This is a genomic window from Microbacterium sp. SCPM-O-B-15248 (M128), from assembly GCF_058214835.1.
On record NZ_JBYQLI010000003.1, the window covers coordinates 13,879 to 30,961 of the forward strand.

General features: G+C 70.5%; 15 protein-coding genes. 4 read left to right on the forward strand and 11 right to left on the reverse strand.

The annotated features are described in order from the left end of the window. Positions 1-4 precede the first annotated feature (4 nt). A complete protein-coding gene (locus AC3E6M_RS05390) occupies positions 5-928 on the reverse strand; it encodes a metallophosphoesterase (RefSeq protein ID WP_490529273.1) in 924 nt (307 codons plus the stop codon). After that, positions 925-3,633 carry a transglycosylase domain-containing protein gene (locus AC3E6M_RS05395; protein WP_490529274.1) on the reverse strand — a complete coding sequence of 903 codons (2,709 nt, stop codon included), beginning with the start codon at positions 3,631-3,633 and terminating at the stop codon, positions 925-927. Before AC3E6M_RS05395 ends, AC3E6M_RS05390 begins: the two co-directional genes overlap by 4 nt. 110 nt (positions 3,634-3,743) lie before the next feature. Here AC3E6M_RS05395 and sp36 point away from each other — a divergent pair, with 110 nt between their 5' ends. Then, a complete protein-coding gene (gene sp36, locus AC3E6M_RS05400) occupies positions 3,744-3,962 on the forward strand; it encodes a Sp36 family protein (RefSeq protein ID WP_026095616.1) in 219 nt (72 codons plus the stop codon). Next, positions 3,959-4,426 (forward strand): RidA family protein, encoded by a 468-nt coding sequence (locus tag AC3E6M_RS05405; RefSeq protein WP_138176434.1) that lies wholly within the window; start codon positions 3,959-3,961, stop codon positions 4,424-4,426. Before sp36 ends, AC3E6M_RS05405 begins: the two co-directional genes overlap by 4 nt. A gap of 18 nt (positions 4,427-4,444) precedes the next feature. Here the strand turns inward: AC3E6M_RS05405 and AC3E6M_RS05410 are convergent, their stop codons facing one another. The 7 genes from AC3E6M_RS05410 to AC3E6M_RS05440 all read right to left on the reverse strand — a co-directional run bounded on the left by AC3E6M_RS05410 (position 4,445) and on the right by AC3E6M_RS05440 (position 12,055). Then, the gene (locus tag AC3E6M_RS05410; RefSeq protein ID WP_490529275.1) at positions 4,445-5,812 is read right to left on the reverse strand and encodes a cytochrome b/b6 domain-containing protein; all 1,368 of its coding nucleotides are present in this window, start codon (positions 5,810-5,812) and stop codon (positions 4,445-4,447) included. Continuing rightward, complete coding sequence (locus AC3E6M_RS05415; protein WP_490529628.1) at positions 5,809-6,777, reverse strand: electron transfer flavoprotein subunit alpha/FixB family protein; 969 nt, start codon at positions 6,775-6,777, stop codon at positions 5,809-5,811. The genes AC3E6M_RS05410 and AC3E6M_RS05415 overlap by 4 nt, the downstream gene beginning before the upstream one ends. Positions 6,778-6,783: 6 nt before the next feature. Then, positions 6,784-7,560, reverse strand: coding sequence for an electron transfer flavoprotein subunit beta/FixA family protein (locus AC3E6M_RS05420; protein WP_490529276.1), 777 nt, complete (start codon positions 7,558-7,560; stop codon positions 6,784-6,786). 95 nt (positions 7,561-7,655) lie between these two features. Further along, entirely contained in the window at positions 7,656-8,831 is a 1,176-nt protein-coding gene (locus AC3E6M_RS05425) for a bifunctional 2-methylcitrate synthase/citrate synthase (protein ID WP_490529277.1), read from the reverse strand. 2 nt (positions 8,832-8,833) lie between these two features. Continuing rightward, complete coding sequence (gene prpB, locus AC3E6M_RS05430; protein WP_138176442.1) at positions 8,834-9,736, reverse strand: methylisocitrate lyase; 903 nt, start codon at positions 9,734-9,736, stop codon at positions 8,834-8,836. A gap of 139 nt (positions 9,737-9,875) precedes the next feature. Beyond that, a complete protein-coding gene (locus AC3E6M_RS05435; protein WP_138176444.1) occupies positions 9,876-11,402 on the reverse strand; it encodes an MmgE/PrpD family protein in 1,527 nt (508 codons plus the stop codon). Next, positions 11,399-12,055, reverse strand: coding sequence for a GntR family transcriptional regulator (locus AC3E6M_RS05440; protein ID WP_490529279.1), 657 nt, complete (start codon positions 12,053-12,055; stop codon positions 11,399-11,401). The genes AC3E6M_RS05435 and AC3E6M_RS05440 overlap by 4 nt, the downstream gene beginning before the upstream one ends. A 196-nt stretch (positions 12,056-12,251) precedes the next feature. Here AC3E6M_RS05440 and AC3E6M_RS05445 point away from each other — a divergent pair, with 196 nt between their 5' ends. Together AC3E6M_RS05445 and AC3E6M_RS05450 are read left to right on the forward strand one after the other, a co-directional pair. Beyond that, positions 12,252-13,193: a hypothetical protein gene (locus AC3E6M_RS05445; RefSeq protein ID WP_490529280.1), complete on the forward strand. Its 942-nt coding sequence runs from the start codon at positions 12,252-12,254 to the stop codon at positions 13,191-13,193. Then, positions 13,193-13,543, forward strand: coding sequence for a GntR family transcriptional regulator (locus tag AC3E6M_RS05450; RefSeq protein WP_138176458.1), 351 nt, complete (start codon positions 13,193-13,195; stop codon positions 13,541-13,543). The genes AC3E6M_RS05445 and AC3E6M_RS05450 overlap by 1 nt, the downstream gene beginning before the upstream one ends. A 74-nt stretch (positions 13,544-13,617) precedes the next feature. Here AC3E6M_RS05450 and AC3E6M_RS05455 read toward each other — a convergent pair whose 3' ends face one another. Then, entirely contained in the window at positions 13,618-14,913 is a 1,296-nt protein-coding gene (locus AC3E6M_RS05455; RefSeq protein ID WP_490529281.1) for a fibronectin type III domain-containing protein, read from the reverse strand. 91 nt (positions 14,914-15,004) lie between these two features. Beyond that, complete coding sequence (gene acs, locus AC3E6M_RS05460) at positions 15,005-16,972, reverse strand: acetate--CoA ligase (protein ID WP_490529282.1); 1,968 nt, start codon at positions 16,970-16,972, stop codon at positions 15,005-15,007. Positions 16,973-17,083 lie beyond the last annotated feature (111 nt).

Below are 17,083 nucleotides of genomic sequence, written 5' to 3' on the forward strand. Positions count from 1 at the left end.
GCGGTCAGCGCGGCAGCAGCGTCAGCAGCGTGGCCTCGGGCCGGCACGCGAACCGCACGGGCGCGTAGATGGAATGCCCGAGCCCGGCGCTGACATTCAGGGGAACGGTGCGGCCGTCGTGGGTCCACTCGCTCAGTCCGCGTGCCTGGTCGAGCGGCAGATCGCAGTTCGACACGAGGGCCTTGCGGCTGAACGGCACGCGGACCTGGCCGCCGTGCGTGTGACCGGCCAGCAGCACGTCGGCACCCAGCTCGACGAAGCGGTCGAGCGTCCGGCGGTACGGCGCGTGCATCACGCCGAGCGTCACGTCGGCGGCATCCAAGGTCGAGAGCACCGGAGGGATGAGCTCGGGCTTGTCCCAGTTGCGGTGCGCGTCGTTCACCCCGAACGCCGTGAGGCGCACGCCCTTCACCTCGAGGGACACCGCGGTGTCGTCGAGGATGCTCCAGCCGAGGTCGTCGGTGAAGAACCGGTCGAGCGCGTCGACGTCGAGGTGCTTGTGCGCCGGGAGGGTGCCCGACGGTCCGAGGAAGTACCGCAGCGGGTTGCGCGGCGACGGCTCCTGGTAGTCGTTGGAGCCGTGTACGACGAGCCCCGGAACACCCCGGAGCGGAGCGAAGGCGGTGCGGATGCCGGTGAGCCCGTCGCGGTGACCGAGGTTGTCGCCCGTGTTCACCACGAGATCGGGGGAGAGCTCGACGAGGCGCGCCATCCACTCCTGCTTCCGGTGCTGCCACGGCGCCATGTGGGCGTCAGAGACGTGGAGCACGCGCACGGCGTCCGCACCCTTGGGGAGGACGCGGAGCGCGTGGTACCGCACGGTGAACAGGTAGCGCTCGACGCCCATGCCCCACACGGCGGCCCCGACAGCGGCCGCCCCCGCGACCCCGAGGGGTGCGAGGGCGGCCTTCACGAGCGGACCCGTCACGGGCATTCCTTCGCGACGATCTCCAGCGCGATGCCGGTGTTCTTGTTGGCGGAGCTGTTGGCCGCGGGGTTCGTCCCCGTCACCTGGCCTTCGGCGGGCGCCGAGCCCTCCTTCTTGCAAGAGCCGATCGAGACGTTCCCGTAGCCGGCCGATTGCAACGCCGCCCTCGCGGCGGGGACGCTCTGCCCGGCGACGTCGGGCACGGTCCCGCCTTGGCCGTTGCCCGGCCGGATCGTGATGGTCGAGCCTGCCGGGGCCGAACCGCTCGGGTTCTGCTCCGCGACGCGGTCGCCGCCGAACTCGGCGTCCACGGGGTCGCCGACCGTCACCTGGAAGCCGGCTCCCTGAAGGGTGGAGCGTGCATCGTCGAGGCTGCGGCCGACGACGTTCGGCACGTCCTTCTGCACGGTGCGGAGAAGATTCGACGCGGGATCGGGGAACCGGTCTCCGCCGTAGAACTCGTTCGCGGCACCCTGGATGTCGCGGGCCAGCACGTAGCGCATGTCGCTCAGCTGGAGGCCGTTGGAGTAACGGCCGAAGAGGTCCACGGTGCCGTTCCAGTTGCCCACCCACACGGCCGTGGTGGTGTTGGTCGAGGACTCGATCATCCAGGTCTCGTGACCCTCGTGAGTACCGGTCTTGCCCATCACGGGAGTGCCGTCGAACGGGTTCGCGGACTGACCGGTGCCGCCGCCGGTCATGACGCCCTGGAGCGCGTACGCGGCGGTCGCCGCGACCTCGGGGGTCAGAACCGTCTCGCACTTCCGGTCCGGGATCGGGCGCTCGGCGCCGTCGGCATCCGTCACCTTGTCGATGACCTTCGGCTGGCAGTGGCTGCCGCCGTTGGCGACCGAGGCGAAGGCTCCGGCCATCGCGATCGGAGAGACGTTGTCGCTGCCGATGACCTCGTTGGCGTTGGCCATCAGGATCTCTTTGCCGTCACCGCTGGTGACGCCGAGCTTCTTGACCACCTTGGCGATGTCGCACAGGTCGAGCTGGGCGGCCATGGCGAGGTAGCCCGTGTTGAGCGAGTCGCGGGTGAACCGCATCGGCGTCCCGTAGTAGCCCTGGTTGTTGGCGAAGTTGTTGATGCGGACGTTGCCCTGATTGATCCAGTCGCCCTGGCACGAGTTCTTCATGTTGGGCACCGGCTGCAGACGGCCGTTGAGCTGCTCGTTGAGCGAATGCCCCTTCTCGAGCCAATCGACCAGCGTGAACAGCTTGAAGGTCGATCCGGCGTTGAACCCGATCGATCCGCCGTTGGTGGAGTCTCCGGCAAAGATGATCGAGTTGTACGACGGGTCGGACTGCTCGGGATCCTGCGTGAACTTGGTGTTCTGCGCGATGGCGAGGATGCGGCCGGTCTTGGCCTCCATGTTCACCGCCGTGGCGCCGAACTTCATGCCGTCGAGGCTCTGCGGCGTGTTCTCGTTGATCGTGTTCTGCGCGGCATCCTGCATGCGCCAATCCAGCGTCGTCTGGATGGTCAGGCCGTCCTGGCGGAGGGCGCGCACGCGGTCGTCGACCTCTGCTCCGAAGGCGGGGTCGTTAAGGATCGTCGAGACGACGTACTGGCAGAAGTACGGGGCGCGCGAGGTGCCGCAGCCCTGCTCGGTCGAGGTCAGGTTCGGCGTGATCGGCTCGATCGCGAACTGCACGTACTGCTCATGGGTGATCTTGCCGTCGGCTTCCATGCGGCTGAGCACGTAGAGCTGACGGCCCTTGGTCTCGCTGTATCCGTCGGCGGCGGCGACGAGCTGCTCCTGCGTGATCTCGCCGTTGTCGCGGAGCGTGTACAGCGCCTGGATCGTGCTCTGGTCGACGTCGTCGATGGATCCGTCGGGCTGCTTGTTGTAGGCCGTGCCGTCGTTGTCGAAGATCGACCCGTCGGGGCGGTCGATGCGGAAGCGGTTCGGGTTCTGCACCATTCCGGCGAGGATCGCGGCCTGACCGACGTTGAGGTCGGCGGCCGAGACGTTGAAGTACCGCTTGGCCGCGGCGTCGATGCCGTAGGTCACCCCGCCGAAGTTGGCGATGTTGAGATAGCCGAGGAGGATCTGGTCCTTCGTGTACTGCTTCTCGAGCTGGACCGCGTACCGCATCTCCTGCAGCTTGCGCTGGTAGCCCTCGACGCCGTCGGCCTGGATGGCCTCGAGCGCGCACGCCTGCAACGCCTCGTCGCGCGTCTGCGCCGGAATCGCCGGAGTCGTGTCGGTGGCCTCGACGGCCTCGGTCGCGCGCGCGTCGCGCTCGCAGCGCTGGACGAGCACGTTCTTCACGTACTGCTGGCTGATCGAGGATCCGCCCTGGGTCTCGCCGCCCGCGGCGTTGCTGAGCAATGCGCGAGTGGTTCCGATGAGGTCGACGCCGCCGTGCTGGTAGTAGCGCGGGTCTTCCGACGACAGGATCGCGTCGTACATGACGGGGTTGACCTGGTCGAACGTCACCGGCGAACGGTTCTGGTCGTAGAACGTCGCGAGCACCTCGTCGCCGGCCTTGAGCGTCGTCGGCAGCATCAACTGGTCGGGCTGCAGGTAGCTCGGCATGTTGTCGAAGATCGTGATCGCGCTGGACGCTGCCAGACCCGAAACGGCGATCGCCGGGGTCACCGCTGCGGTCACGAGGACGCCGGCGGCCGCGCTCAGGCCGACGAGGCCGACGATGCCCCCGAGGGCTCCGCTGGCCGTACGTTTGTTCTCAGGCATAGGCTTGATGCTAAGCGACGTTGCTGGGCGATGCCTCGAAAGGCGTGCGCTCGCGCGCGTACGCGTCCACCCTCTCGCTCGACCGCCGAGCCGACCCGCCGGGAGCCCCGATGACCACGTGGGAATACCTCACCACGCCGCTGCTGATCCACAACACCGCCGCGATCCTCAACAACTGGGGCAAGCAGGGGTGGGAGCTCGTCCAGGTCGTCACCGGCCCCGAGGGCGGCCTCGTGGCGTACTTCAAGCGTCCCGTCGGCGGCGGCGAGGCCAACGCGGGCCTCGGTGCCGCCGCGACGGCCGCGCGCCAGTTCGAGGGCCAGCAGTGAGCGTCTCGGAGCGCCTGGCCGCGCTCGGCGTCGAGGTCCCGGGCGTCGTTCCGCCCGTGGCGTCCTACATCCCCGCGAAGCGTCACGGCGACCTCGTCTACACCTCGGGTCAGCTCCCGATGGTGAAGGGCGCGCTCCCCGCGACCGGAAAGGTGGGCGAGGCCGAGGGCCTGGTGTCCCCGGCGGATGCCAAAGACCTGGCGCGTCAGTGCGCGCTCAATGCCCTCGCGGCCGCCGCCGCCCTCGTGGGCGGTGTCGACGCGATCACCGGCGTTCTGAAGATCACCGGGTTCGTGGCATCCGTTCCCGAGTTCACCGGACAGCCCGGTGTGATCAACGGGGCGAGCGAGTTCCTCGGCGAGGTCTTCGGCGAAGCCGGCGCGCACGCGCGCTCCGCCGTCGGCGTGCCCGTGCTGCCGCTCGACAGCCCCGTCGAGGTCGAGGTCGTCTTCACCGTCTCCTGATCACCGCGTCGCGACGGATCACCGCGTCGCCACGCTGCCGAACAGGCGCGCGATCGGCGCGAGCACGAGCGGTCGCGCGGCGATCCACGCCCCCGCGATCACCGCGAGGGATGCCGCGAAGAGAACGACCCCGAGCCACCCGTCGCCGTCCTGGGCGGCGTACATGTGGGTGAGGTTCCGTCGCGCGCCCGTGGCGAGCACGAGTCCGACGTGGACGATGGTGAACGCGACGAAGAACAGCATCACCGGGTAGTGAACGGCGCGCGCCCACTCGAGGGGGTAGGCGCGGTTCAGACGGGCGGCGTCGCGCGGCCAGACGCCCGACATCCGGACGCCGGACACGATCGCCAGCGGCGCCGCGACGAAGGTGATCGCGAAATACGCGAGTTGCTGCAGCGCGTTGTAGTTGAGCCACCCGTTCTCGGTCGGCCAGTCGAGCGACACGTACTGCAGGGCGGCGCTCACCGCGTTCGGGAACACCTCCCACGAGCTCGGGACGATCCGCATCCACTGCCCCGTGAGGAACAGCAGCACCACGAAGATCGCACCGTTGGCGATCCAGAGCACGTCGAGCGCCTGGTGGAACCACAGGGTGAGGCTGATCTTGCGCTTCGGATCGCGGCGCGGCGACCAGAAGGCCGAGGGGCGTTTCTGGTGCCGCACCTGCAGCCCGGAGCGCACGATCAGCACGAGGAAGAACGCGTTGAGGAAGTGCTGCCACCCGAGCCACGCCGGCAGGCCGATCGGCGCGGTCTCGGGGAGCGGGTACTCGCCCGGGTAGGCGGTGAGGAACTGCGCGACCGCCGGAGTGCTCACGAGCCAGCGCGTGAACAGCACCGTCATGCCGGCGGCGACGGCGACGGCGGCTCCGCCGACGAGCGCGACGGCGGCGCGCCGGCTCGAGGCGGCGACCTCCGGCTCTGGCCTGCGCTCGCGTCCGATCCGTTCGGCGCGCAAGGCGCTCCACCGTGCTGATGCCGCGGTCGGGACGACCGACGTGTGCACGCGCAGGGGTGGGCGCGGCCCGATGGCCGCCGGGAGCTCCACCTCGAGCAGACCGGATGCCGCGGGCTCGCCGCCGCGGGCGCCGGATGCCGCGGGCTCGCGATCCGTCGGCCGGATCGCGGCGGGAGGCCAGGGTTCGCCGCCGGGGGTGCGGGGCAGGCCGCGCCGGAGGGCGAGTCCGGCGGTGCTGGCGGCGCCCACCGCCGCCGGCACCGCCACCTCGGGGACGGTCGCTCCCGGAGGATCGACCCGCGGAGCGGGGGCCGCGGCCGGCTCGGGCGCTGGCGCGGGGGCGGCAGCCGTCGGCGCACCGTCCTCCGCGGCGGGCCACGGCTCGCCGCCGGGCACGCGTGGCAAGCCGCGGCGCACGGTGGCGGTCACGATCTCTTCGCCTCGAGCGCGGCGAGGGCTTGCGGGATCACCGTGAACACGTCGCCCACGATGCCGAGGTCCGCGATGGCGAAGATCGGCGCTTCGGGGTCCTTGTTGACGGCGATGATCGTCTGCGCGGTCTGCATTCCCGCGCGGTGCTGGATCGCCCCGCTGATGCCGAGAGCGACATACAGGCGTGGCGACACCGACACCCCGGTCTGCCCGACCTGCGCCACGGCGGGAACGTACCCGGCATCCACCGCCGCACGGGAGGCGCCGACGGCGGCCCCGAGGGCGTCGGCGAGGTGCTCGACGAGGGCGAAGCCCTCCACCGAACCCAGGCCGCGCCCGCCCGACACGACGGCGGCAGCGCCGCGCAACTCGGGGCGGGTCGAGGATGCGACGAGAGGCTCGACGTGGTCGACCGTCGCGGCGGGGACGCCCGACGGCAGAACCTCGAGGGTCTCGACGGCCGCACCGTCCACCGCGGTGGCGCGGGCGTCGATGGCGCCCGTGCGCACCGTGACGACGAGCGGTCCGAACGTGGAGGCCGAGGTCACGTCGTACCCGCCGCCATACGCCGAGTGCCGCGCGAGCACGCCCCGCTCGTCGCGCTCCACGCCGACGGCATCCACGGCCACCGGGAGACGGCGTCGTGCGGCGAAGCGTCCGGCGGCGTCGCGCCCGTCGACCGAATGCGAGAGGAGCACGGCCGCGGGGGACACCCGCGCGAACGCGGCATCGAGGGCGTCGACGACCGGCACGGTCAGCCGGGTGCGGTCGGGGCGCGCGAGGAGCACGCGCTCGGCTCCCGCGGCGATCGCCTCACCGCACGCGACACCGTCGTCGTCCCCGACGACCAGTGCGACGGCGGTGCCGATCGCGCGGGCGGCGCCGAGGAGACCGGCGGCCGATGTCGTCAGGCTCCCCGACGGGGTCGTCTCGAGCAGAACCAGGATGTCCTCGGTCACGATCGCCCCTCACGCCAGTCGGTTCTCGAGCAGGAACGCCGCGAGTCTCTCGCCGGCGTCGCCCTCGTCGACGATCGTGGTCCCGGCCGCACGAGCAGGGCGTGCCGTGACCGCCGTCATGATCGACCACGGAGTCCGGGCGGGGTCGGCATCGATCCCCAGGTCGGCGAGGGTGAGTGTCTCGAACCGCTTCTTCTTGGCCGCGAGGATGCCCTTGAACGTGGGGAAGCGGCCGTCGGGGAGCGCCTCGGTGATCGAGATGACGGCGGGGAGGGGCGCCGACACCCGCGCGGTGGCCGTTTCGGTCGTGCGCGTCCCCGACACGGCGGCATCCTCGATCTCGACCGTCGACAGGGACGTCGCGTGCGCGACCCGCAGGTGCTCCGCGAGCATCGCGGGGAGGACTCCGCTCGCGCCGTCGGTCGACAGGTTGCCCGTGATGACGAGGTCGAACCCCGTGCGAGCGAGGGTCGCGGCCAGAACCTCCGCGGTGAGCGACAGGTCAGCGCCGTGCAGCCCCTCGTCGACGACGTGCACCGCGGAGTGCGCCCCCATCGCGAGAGCCTTGCGCAGCGTCGGGAGAGCGGACTCCGGTGCCATCGAGACCGCGACGACCTCGGCATCCGGATGCGTGTCGGCGAAGGTCAGCGCGACCTCGAGGGCGCGCTCATCGATCTCGTCGAGCACGTGCTCGCTCGCGTCACGCCGTGCCAACCCCGTCTCGAGGTCGAGCGTGCGCTCGCCCCACGTGTCGGGCACGTCTTTCACCAGGACCACGATCTTCATCGATCTCTCCTCGTCCGATCCCGCCGCGTCGCGGGATCTGCGTCACGGCCCCGGGTGCGGGGCCTTCTCGCTCGCCCCCGGTCGGGGCGGCGAGGTCACTGCGCCTCTTCGTCGCGGACGGCTGCCTCCCGCTCCGATTCCGTCGCCACGTAGCCGTCGATGTGCCGCTCGTCGACGCCGGTGTACGCCGACAGCGGCCGGATGAGGGCATTGGATGCTGCTTGCTCCATGACGTGCGCCGTCCACCCGGTCACCCGCGCGGCGACGAACAGCGGCGTGAAGGTGAGGGTGTCGAACCCGATGAGGTGGTAGGCCGGTCCCGAGGGGTAGTCGAGGTTGGGGTAGATGCCCTTGCGTCCGACGAACTCGCTCTCGAGCGCGTCGTACAGCTCAGCCAGGTCTCGGGCGTCGTAGTGGTCGACGAGCGTGTCGAGCGCGGCCTTCATGGTCGGGACGCGCGAGTCGCCCTTCTTGTACACGCGGTGCCCGAAGCCCATGATCTTGCGCTTCGCCGCGAGCGCGTCGTCCAGCCAGGGCCTGACGTTCTCGGCCGTGCCGATCTCGTCGAAAACGTGCATCACGGCCTCGTTGGCGCCGCCGTGGAGGGCACCCTTGAGCGCACCGATGGCGCCGACGACGGCCGAGTACAGGTCGGCGGTGGTCGAGGTGATGACGCGCGCCGTGAAGGTCGACGCGTTGAACGAGTGCTCGGCGTACAGGATCATCGACACCGTGAACGCCCGGGCGACCACCTCGTCCGGCTCTTCGCCGAACGTCATCCACAAGAAGTTGCGCGAGTAGTCCAGATCGGCGCGGGGCTCCACGAGCTCGTGCCCGCGGCGGCGGCGCTGATCGTAGGCGACCATCGCGGGGATCTTGGCGAACAGCAGTTTCGCTTTGGCGAGGTCGGATGCCGCGGAGCTGTCGGCCACCTCGGCCGCCGGTGCCGACGCGCCGAGCACCGAGACGGCGGTGCGGACGACATCCATCGGGTGGGAGTCGAGCGGCAGCAGGTCGATCGCGGTCCGCACGGCCGGGTCGAGGGCGCGGTGCGCGCGCTCGAACTCCGCGAAGGCGCGGGATTCGTCGGCCGTGGGCAGATCGCCGTTCCACAGCAGCAGGGCGACGTCTTCGAACGACTGCGTCGCGGCGAGCTCCTGCACGGGGTAGCCGCGGTACAGCAGGCTGTTGGTCTCGGGGTTAACTTTGCTGACGGCGGTGGAGTCCACCGTCACCCCGGCCAAACCCTTCTTGATCTCGACGTCGGTCATGCTCACTCCTTCGTGACGGTGAAATCGAACACGTTCGCGTCGAACCGCGAATACTGCTCGTAATCGATGAGGTCGTACAGGTCGGCGCGGTGCTGCATCTCGCCGAGTTTCTCGCGCAAGTGTCCTTCGGATGCCAGCGCGTCGAGGCCGCGTCCGGCGGCCCCCATCGCGAGGCGCAGCAGGGACACCGGCCAGATGACCATGTTCACCCCGACGTCGCGCAGCTGGTCGGTGGAGAAGAGGTCGGACTTCCCGAACTCGGTCATGTTGGCCAGGATCGGCACGTCGATCGCGGCGCGCATCGCGGCGAACTCGCCGAGGTCGCGCATCGCCTCGGGGAACACCGCGTCCGCGCCGGCGTCGACGAGGGCCTTCGCGCGGTCGATCGCGGCATCCAGGCCCTCCACGGCACGCACGTCGGTGCGCGCGATGACGAGGAAGTCCGGGTCGCGGCGGGCGTCCACGGCCGCGCGGATGCGCTTGATCGCGGTGTCGGCATCCACGACGCTCTTGCCGTCCAGGTGTCCGCAGCGCTTCGGGTTGACCTGGTCCTCGATGTGGGTGCCCGCGAGCCCGGCGTCTTCGAGCGTCTGGATCGTGCGGGCGACGTTCATCGGTTCACCGAAGCCGGTGTCGGCGTCGATGATCGCCGGGAGTTCCGTCATCCGCGCGATCTGCTGACCGCGGCCGGCGACCTCCGTCAGCGTCGTGAGGCCGATGTCGGGCAGGCCGAGGTCGGCCGAGATCACCGCGCCCGAGATGTAGACGCCGTCGAAGCCTTTCCGCTCGATGAGCCGTGCGGAGAGGGGGTTGAAGGCCCCTGGCATCCGGACGAGCTCTCCGGATGCCAGCTTCTCGCGCAGCGCGCGACGCTTCTGCGCCGGGGTGGTCTGGGAGTACAGCATCAGCTCTCCTCCGTCCGATGTGCACAACTCCTGAAGAACGGTGCCGCGCTGGGCCGGGCACCGCGGAAACGCGCGGGCCCAGCGTCGCCGAGCGCACGAATGTCAGGAGTTATGCACGTCGCGGGTCCGGACCGGCGCATCAGAACAGACCCTTCGGAGCCGGCGCGAGTGCCAGGACGCCCGGCTTCGCGACGATCGAGAGCTGCAGCACCTCGTCGGGGGTGAGCTCGGGCAGGCGCTGCGCGAGGTCGAGGAAGCGCTCGATCTCTTCGGGGGCGAGCACCGGCTCGGCCAGTAGCCGGAATTTGCGCACGTAGTCCTCGCGCGCGAAGGGCCGGGCGCCGAGCGGGTGGGCGTCGGCGACGGCGATCTCGTCCTCGACCACCGTGCCGTCGGTGAGAGTGATGACCACGCGGCCGCCGAAGGCCTTCTCGTTCGGATCCTCGGAGTGGTAGCGGCGCGTCCACTCGGCATCCTCGGCCGTCGTGATCTTGTGCCACAGGGCGACGGTGTCCTCACGGCCCGCACGCTCGGGGGTGTACGAGTCGACGTGGTGCCACGCGCCGTCCTGCAGGGCCACGGCGAAGATGTAGGGGATCGAGTGGTCGAGCGTCTCGCGTGAGGCGGTGGGGTCGTACTTCTGCGGGTCGCCCGATCCCGAACCGATCACGTAGTGGGTGTGGTGGCTGGTGTGCAGCACGACGGATGCCACGTTCGCGGGGTCGCGAAGCTCGGGACGCTCCGTGCCGAGGCGCCGGGCGAGGTCGATCCACGCTTGCGCCTGGTACTCGGCCGAGTGCTCCTTGGTGTAGCTGTCGAGGATGGCGCGCTTGGACTCGCCCTCGGCGGGCAGCGGCACGTCGTAGGTGGCATCCGGTCCGCCCAGCATCCAGGCGATGACCCCGTCCTCCCCTTCGTAAATGGGGGAGGGGCTGGTCTCGCCGCGCATCGCACGGTCGACGGCCTCGACCGCCATCTTCCCGGCGAAGGCGGGGGCGTGCGCCTTCCACGTCGAGATCTCGCCCTTGCGGGACTGACGCGTGGCGGTGGTGGTGTGCAGGGCCTGGCCGATCGCCTGGTAGATCGTCTCCTGGTCGAGGTCGAGCAGGGTGCCGATGCCCGCGGCGGCGGAGGGGCCGAGGTGCGCGACGTGGTCGATCTTGTGCGTGTGCAGCGAGATCGCGCGGACGAGGTCGATCTGCACCTCGTAGGCCGTCGCGAGGGCGCGGACGACCGCCGCGCCGTCGCGTCCGGTGTGCTGGGCGACCGCGACCACCGGCGGGATGTTGTCGCCCGGGTGCGAGTATTCCGCGGCGAGGAAGGTGTCGTGGTAGTCGAGCTCGCGGACCGCGACGCCGTTGGCCCAGGCGGCCCACTCGGGGCTGGAGCGGCGCTCCAGCGTGCAGCCGAAGACGGTGGATCCGACGCCGCCGATCGAGACGGCGTGGTCGAGCGCCTGCTGGCGTGCGGCGCTCACCGGCCGGCGGGTGAGCGAGGCAGCGGCGACGGCGGCGTTGTCGATGACGCGGTTGATGATCATGTCGACCACGTCGTCGTCGACGCCCACGGGGTCGACCGCGAGGCGCGCGAGAGCCCACGCCAGCTGCCCCTCGCGCGCGAGGTTCTCGTCGCTGCGGTGGACACGGAGGTGGTGGGTGATCGTCATGCGGGGACCTTTCGGGCGGGGGCGGCGTCGTCGAGGGACTCGAGGATGCTCGTCAGTGCGTTGTGCAGGTGGACGTGGGTCGCGTGAGCGGCGAGGTCGGCGTCGCCGGCGGCGATCGCCGCGGCGATGAGCCGGTGCTCCGACACCGAGGCGGCCAGCCGTTCGGGCTGATAGCGGGCGAGGCGGCGGACGCGCACGAGGTGGGTGCGGACGGTGCGGAGCGCCGAGGTGAGGTACTCGTTCGCGGCGGCCTCGTCGAGCGCGGCGTCGAAGCCGGCGATGAGGCCGTAGTAGGCATCGCGGGCCGCCTCTCCGTCGAGGCGTGCCGTGCCGAAGGCCTGGGCGAGAGCAGCGAACTCGGGCGCGCGTTCCGACGCGGCAGCAAGCCGCGCCGCGGTCTCTTCGAGCGCGCGCCGCACGACGAAGAGTGCGCGGATGTCGTCGCCGTCGACGTGCGTGACGACCGTGACGCGCGGTGAGGCCTGGGCGACGAGTCCGTCGGCGACGAGACGGGCGAGGGCGGTGCGCAGGGGAGTGCGACTCACGCCGAGGCGGGCGGACTGCTCGACCTCGCCGAGGACGGTGCCGGGGGCGAGGGCTCCGGTCTGGATCTCTTCGAGGAGCGCGGAGTAGGCGCGGTCACTGGCGCGCATGGCATCCCTCCTCCCCGTCGCTCTCCTCAGTGTATACACAAGAGTGATGTTCGCGACAGAGATCGCGCAGGAGTGGCGTTTCGGTATACAACGGGTGCTCGTTCGCGGCTGGACGTGCGATCTCGCACCCTCACTTGTTTCACTTGTGTGGTACAAACTTGTTCTATGTTTCCGATCCAAGTGGGGGAGTTCGCCGATGTGGGACAAAGTGCTCGAACGCTCGACGTGGGCGTTCGCTGAACCGATCGGGACCGCCGTGGTCGCGGTTGCGGCGGTGGTCGGCATCCTGCTTCTCTCTCGGCGGACACGGCACCTGGCGCGCGCTCAGGGGCGGAGCGTCGCGCCGGTTCTCCGCCTCGCGGCGGCGGCCGTCGTCGTGGCGTGGGGCGTCGACCTCGTGGTCCGGGGCATCGCCTCCGTGGGCCTCGAGGACGCATGGTGGACGTTCGCGCTCCCTGTCGCCGTCGCAGCAGGGGGCCTCGGCGTCGCCACCCTCCTGCGCGGGCGCGGTGTGCGGCGGACGGGAACTCCGACGATGGTCGGCGTCCGGCGGGCGTGGTGGACATTCCCCAGCCGCGGGCTGCTGTGGACGGGGACGGCGATCACCCTCGTCCTGATCGTGGTGACGCTCGTGTGCGGCGGCGTCTCCCTTCCCGATGAGCGGGGCCGATTCGTCCGGGTGGACTTCGGAGACGCGGGATGGGCGACGTTCTACGGCTGGACGTTCGGCATCCCGGTGCTCGTGGGGCTCGCCGCACTGGTGGCGGTGACCGTGATCCTGCTCTCCCGGATCGCCGCGCCGGCCTTCCTCGGCCCGAGCACGGTCGCGCGGGAACGCCGCGAACGACGTGTCGCGGCCGACTCCGTCCTCGCCGTCAGCGCCGGTGCGGTCGCGCTCGCGCTCGGGGGCGCGCTCTTCATCGTGGGGGCGGTCGGTTCCAGTTCGGGCGGCGTCGGCATCCCCGGGGTGGGGGAGTTCTCCTGGACACCCGGCTATTCGGTCTTCGCCCCGTTTCTCCGGTGGGTGGGATGGGCGCTCCTGCTCGCGGGCAACGTCGTCCTGCTGTCCGTCGCCGCAGGGGCGACGGCGGTCGTGCGGCCGGAGGCGATGCCGCTGCGCGCGGGGGTGTCGACGTGATGACCCCTCCGGACGGGGGCGCCACGTCCTCCGCCATCTACGAGCGGCTGCGCGGGCTCATCGCCGGGGGCTATCTCGGACGCGGGGAGCGGCTGCCCACGGTGCGTCAGACTGCGGCGGACTTCGGCGTCGCCCCGGGAACGGCGGCCCGGGCGTTCAAGCAGCTCGAGAAGGATGGCCTCGTCGAGACACGGACGGGCGGCGGCACGCGCGTCGCGGAGGGGGCGTCGCCCTTGCCCGGCCCGGTGGTGGTGCGCCTGCGCGACCTGGTCGAACTCGCCCAGGAGTCCGACGTGACGATAGAGGAGTTGCACGGCGCGCTCGCCGCGATCTGGTCGGCGGCGGGCTGATCCGCGGTCGACAGGGGGCGCCGGCGCGCGCCGTGTCGTGGTCAGGCGCGGCGCCGGCGCGCGCCGCGTTGTGATCAGGCGCGGCGTCGGCGGAGTCCGAGGATCGCGACACCCGCGGATGCCAGAAGGCCACCGACCACGAGAGCGCCGACGGGCGTCTCGGTGCCGCTTTGCGCGAGCGAGGACGCTCCGGAGACCGTCGGCGTGGACGTCGGAGTCGGCGTCGCCGTAGGCACCGGGTCCGTGCCCGCCGCGGCCTCGACGGGCAGATCCACCCAGCCGATGAGACCGTCGGCCGGGGCGGGACCCGTGATCGCGAGCCGGTACTGCCCCGGGGCGAGATCGGCAGGGAGCCTGACCCACACCCGAGCGGCCTCGTCGGAGGAGACCTCACCGAGCGGGACGGCACCGGGGTACAGCCAGGCCTGCATTTTGATGGGGGCCGCAGGAACCTGGATCGCGGCGAGTCCGCCGGGTTGAGGGACGGCGAGGAGGCTGAGGTTGTTCCGTGTGTCGTCGGTGAGTTGCCCCTCGCCCGGTGCGCGGGGCTCCCGCGGGCCGGCTTCCGTCGTGAAGGACAGGAAGGTCGGTTCGCTCGTGCCCACCGCGTTCGTCACGGTCACGACAAGCTGGTAGGTGGTCGCCGGGGTGAGCTCGGAGAACCGATAGCTCGACTTGCCGCCAGCGCCGCTGGCGACTATCGAGCCCGTCTGGGTCCACGTCTCGTCGCCCCCGGTGAGGGTGAAGTCGTAATCGATCTCTCCGGTCATCGTGCCGCTGGGGAGATTCTCCGGGAGCACCGCACCGCCGCTCACCTGAACGATCGCGAACGTGTCCGTGTACGTGAAGAGGCTCACACTCGCGGGGATGGGCGCGGTCGGCACGACGGCCGACGCGGTTTCTCCGGTGGTGGATGAGCCGGAGGCGGCGATCGTCGTCGCGGTCACGCTGTAGAGACCCGACGGCAAGCCGCTGAACGAGAACGGGCCGACCTTGCCGAGGGTGTCCGTGCGTGTGGTCTCGCCGTCGGCGGACACGACCGTGACCTCGACGGAGTCGACGTCGGCGAATGGTCCGGGGTACCACTCGGGGGAGATGTCACTCAGCAGCCGCAGCGTGCCGGACACGGTGCCGTTTCCGACGGCAAGCTCGAAGATCCTCGTCGCGGAAGGGAGGAGCGTCGCGTCCTCGTCATCCGTCGCCTCGACCTCGGGCTGTGCGACGGAGGTTGAGGCGGTCGACGCGGCGGGAGACGGCGTCGCCGAGGCGGCCTGCGCGATCGCCGGGGTCCCGACGACGAGACCTGCGATGACCGTGGCGACGGCGATCGTGCGAAGAACGGCGGGGCGGGCGGGCGTGGACTTGGTCATGATCGTCTCGTTCCTCCGGGGGTTGCCCCAGGCTAGCGTGCGCCGGAGAGCGGCGGATGCCGATGTGGTCGGCATCCGCCACTGGCGCGCCTCACTTCACCTGGGCGCTGATGACGCTCATCACGGCGGTATCCGCGAGCGTCGTCGTGTCGCCGACCTCGCGGCCCTCGGCAACGTCGCGCAGGAGGCGGCGCATGATCTTGCCCGACCGCGTCTTGGGCAGTTCGCCCACGATGTAGACGTCGCGGGGGCGGGCGATCGGGCCGATCTGCTCGCCGACCCACTTGCGCAGTTCGTCGCCGAGGCCGTCGACGCCGTTCTTCTTCAGGTAGCGGCTCTTGATGATGACGAAGGCCACGACCGCCTGGCCGGTGGTCTCGTCCGACGCTCCGACCACTGCGGCCTCGGCGACGCCCTCGTGTCCGACGAGAGCCGATTCGATCTCGGCGGTGGAGAGGCGGTGGCCAGAGACGTTCATGACGTCGTCGACGCGGCCGAGCAGCCAGACGTCACCGTCGTCGTCGAGGCGGGCGCCGTCACCGGCGAAGTAGTAGCCCTGGTCGGCGAACTTCTGCCAGTACGTCTCGACGAAACGGTCGGGATCGCCCCAGATGCCGCGCAGCATCGACGGCCAGGGTTCGGTGACGACGAGCAGTCCGCCGTTGCCGTGACCGACGTGCTCGCCGGCATCGTCGACGACGTCGATCGAGATGCCGGGGAGCGGCACTTGCGCGGAGCCGGGCTTGGTCTCGGTGACGCCGGGGAGCGCCGAGATCATGATGCCGCCGGTCTCGGTCTGCCACCATGTGTCGACGATCGGGGCGCGGTCGCCGCCGATGATGTCGCGGTACCAGATCCATGCCTCGGGGTTGATGGGTTCGCCGACCGATCCGAGCAGACGCAGCGACGACAGGTCGAAGCTCTGCGGCACGTCGCGACCGATCTTCATGAACGAGCGGATCGCGGTGGGCGCGGTGTAGAAGACGGTCACGCCGTGGTTCTGGATGAGCTCCCACCACCGGCCCGGGTGCGGGGTGTCGGGGGTTCCTTCGTAAAGGAGCTGCGTCGCACCGTTGGCGAGCGGGCCGTACGTGACGTAGGTGTGGCCGGTGATCCAGCCGATGTCGGCGGTGCACCAGTACACGTCGGTCTCGGGGTGGACGTCGTGGACGACCCGGTTGGTGAACGCCGCCTGCGTGAGGTATCCGCCCGAGGTGTGCAGGATGCCCTTCGGCTTTCCCGTGGTGCCCGAGGTGTACAGGATGAACAGCGGGTTCTCGGCGGGGAACGCCTCGGCCTCGTGCTCACCCGACGCCTGCGGCACGACGTCGTGGTACCAGATGTCGCGATCGTCGCTCCACTCGACGTCGTTCTCGCCGCGCTTGACCACGAGCACGTGCTCGACGGTCTCTTGGATGCCGGACCCGTTGCGGTCCGCCAGGGCTTGGTCGACCGCGGGCTTGAGGGGAGAGACCTTGCCCTTGCGCCACCCGCCGTCGGCGGTGATGACGAGCTTGGCGCCGGCGTCGTCGATGCGGGAGCGCAGGCTGTCGGCCGAGAATCCGCCGAACACGACGGAATGCACGGCACCGATGCGGGCGACGGCAAGCATCGAGGCGATCGCCTCGGGGATCATCGGTAGGTAGATCGCGACGCGGTCGCCGCGCTCGATGCCGAGGTCCTGCAGCACGTTGGCGAGGCGCTTCACCTCGTCGGTGAGCTCGGCGTACGTGACGTTGCGCTGGTCGCCGGGCTCGCCCTCCCAGCGCAGGGCGATGCGGTCGCCGTTGCCGGCCTCGACGTGGCGGTCGAGGCAGTTGTAGGCGACGTTCAGCTCGCCGTCGGCGAACCACTCGGCGAACGGCGGGTTCGACCAGTCGAGCACCTGGGTGAAGGGCGTGTGCCAGTGCAGTTCGCGGGCTTGATCGGCCCAGAACCCCTCGCGATCGGCGGCCGCACGCTCGTACAGACTCGCGTCTGCGACGGCGTTCGCGGCGAACTCCGCCGACGGGGCGAAACGGCGGGTCTCGTTGAGAAGATGATCGATCTGGCTGCTCATCTGGCGCTCCTTCGCGGTCGAGGCACGGCGCGTCCTCGCGCCACGGTCACGCTATCCGGGCCCGCGAGGCCCGGCCACCTCCGATAGTTGGGATCCGCCTCGAGCGAAACA

What these genes read in the sequence shown, in the direction of transcription:
- AC3E6M_RS05395 (WP_490529274.1), bottom strand. Translation starts at nt 3,633, where the DNA reads ATGCCTGAGAACAAACGTACGGCCAGCGGAGCCCTCGGGGGCATCGTC.
- sp36 (WP_026095616.1), top strand. Translation starts at nt 3,744, where the DNA reads ATGACCACGTGGGAATACCTCACCACGCCGCTGCTGATCCACAACACC.
- AC3E6M_RS05420 (WP_490529276.1), bottom strand. Translation starts at nt 7,560, where the DNA reads ATGAAGATCGTGGTCCTGGTGAAAGACGTGCCCGACACGTGGGGCGAG.
- AC3E6M_RS05425 (WP_490529277.1), bottom strand. Translation starts at nt 8,831, where the DNA reads ATGACCGACGTCGAGATCAAGAAGGGTTTGGCCGGGGTGACGGTGGAC.
- prpB (WP_138176442.1), bottom strand. Translation starts at nt 9,736, where the DNA reads ATGCTGTACTCCCAGACCACCCCGGCGCAGAAGCGTCGCGCGCTGCGC.
- AC3E6M_RS05435 (WP_138176444.1), bottom strand. Translation starts at nt 11,402, where the DNA reads ATGACGATCACCCACCACCTCCGTGTCCACCGCAGCGACGAGAACCTC.
- AC3E6M_RS05440 (WP_490529279.1), bottom strand. Translation starts at nt 12,055, where the DNA reads ATGCGCGCCAGTGACCGCGCCTACTCCGCGCTCCTCGAAGAGATCCAG.
- AC3E6M_RS05445 (WP_490529280.1), top strand. Translation starts at nt 12,252, where the DNA reads ATGTGGGACAAAGTGCTCGAACGCTCGACGTGGGCGTTCGCTGAACCG.
- AC3E6M_RS05450 (WP_138176458.1), top strand. Translation starts at nt 13,193, where the DNA reads ATGACCCCTCCGGACGGGGGCGCCACGTCCTCCGCCATCTACGAGCGG.
- AC3E6M_RS05455 (WP_490529281.1), bottom strand. Translation starts at nt 14,913, where the DNA reads ATGACCAAGTCCACGCCCGCCCGCCCCGCCGTTCTTCGCACGATCGCC.
- acs (WP_490529282.1), bottom strand. Translation starts at nt 16,972, where the DNA reads ATGAGCAGCCAGATCGATCATCTTCTCAACGAGACCCGCCGTTTCGCC.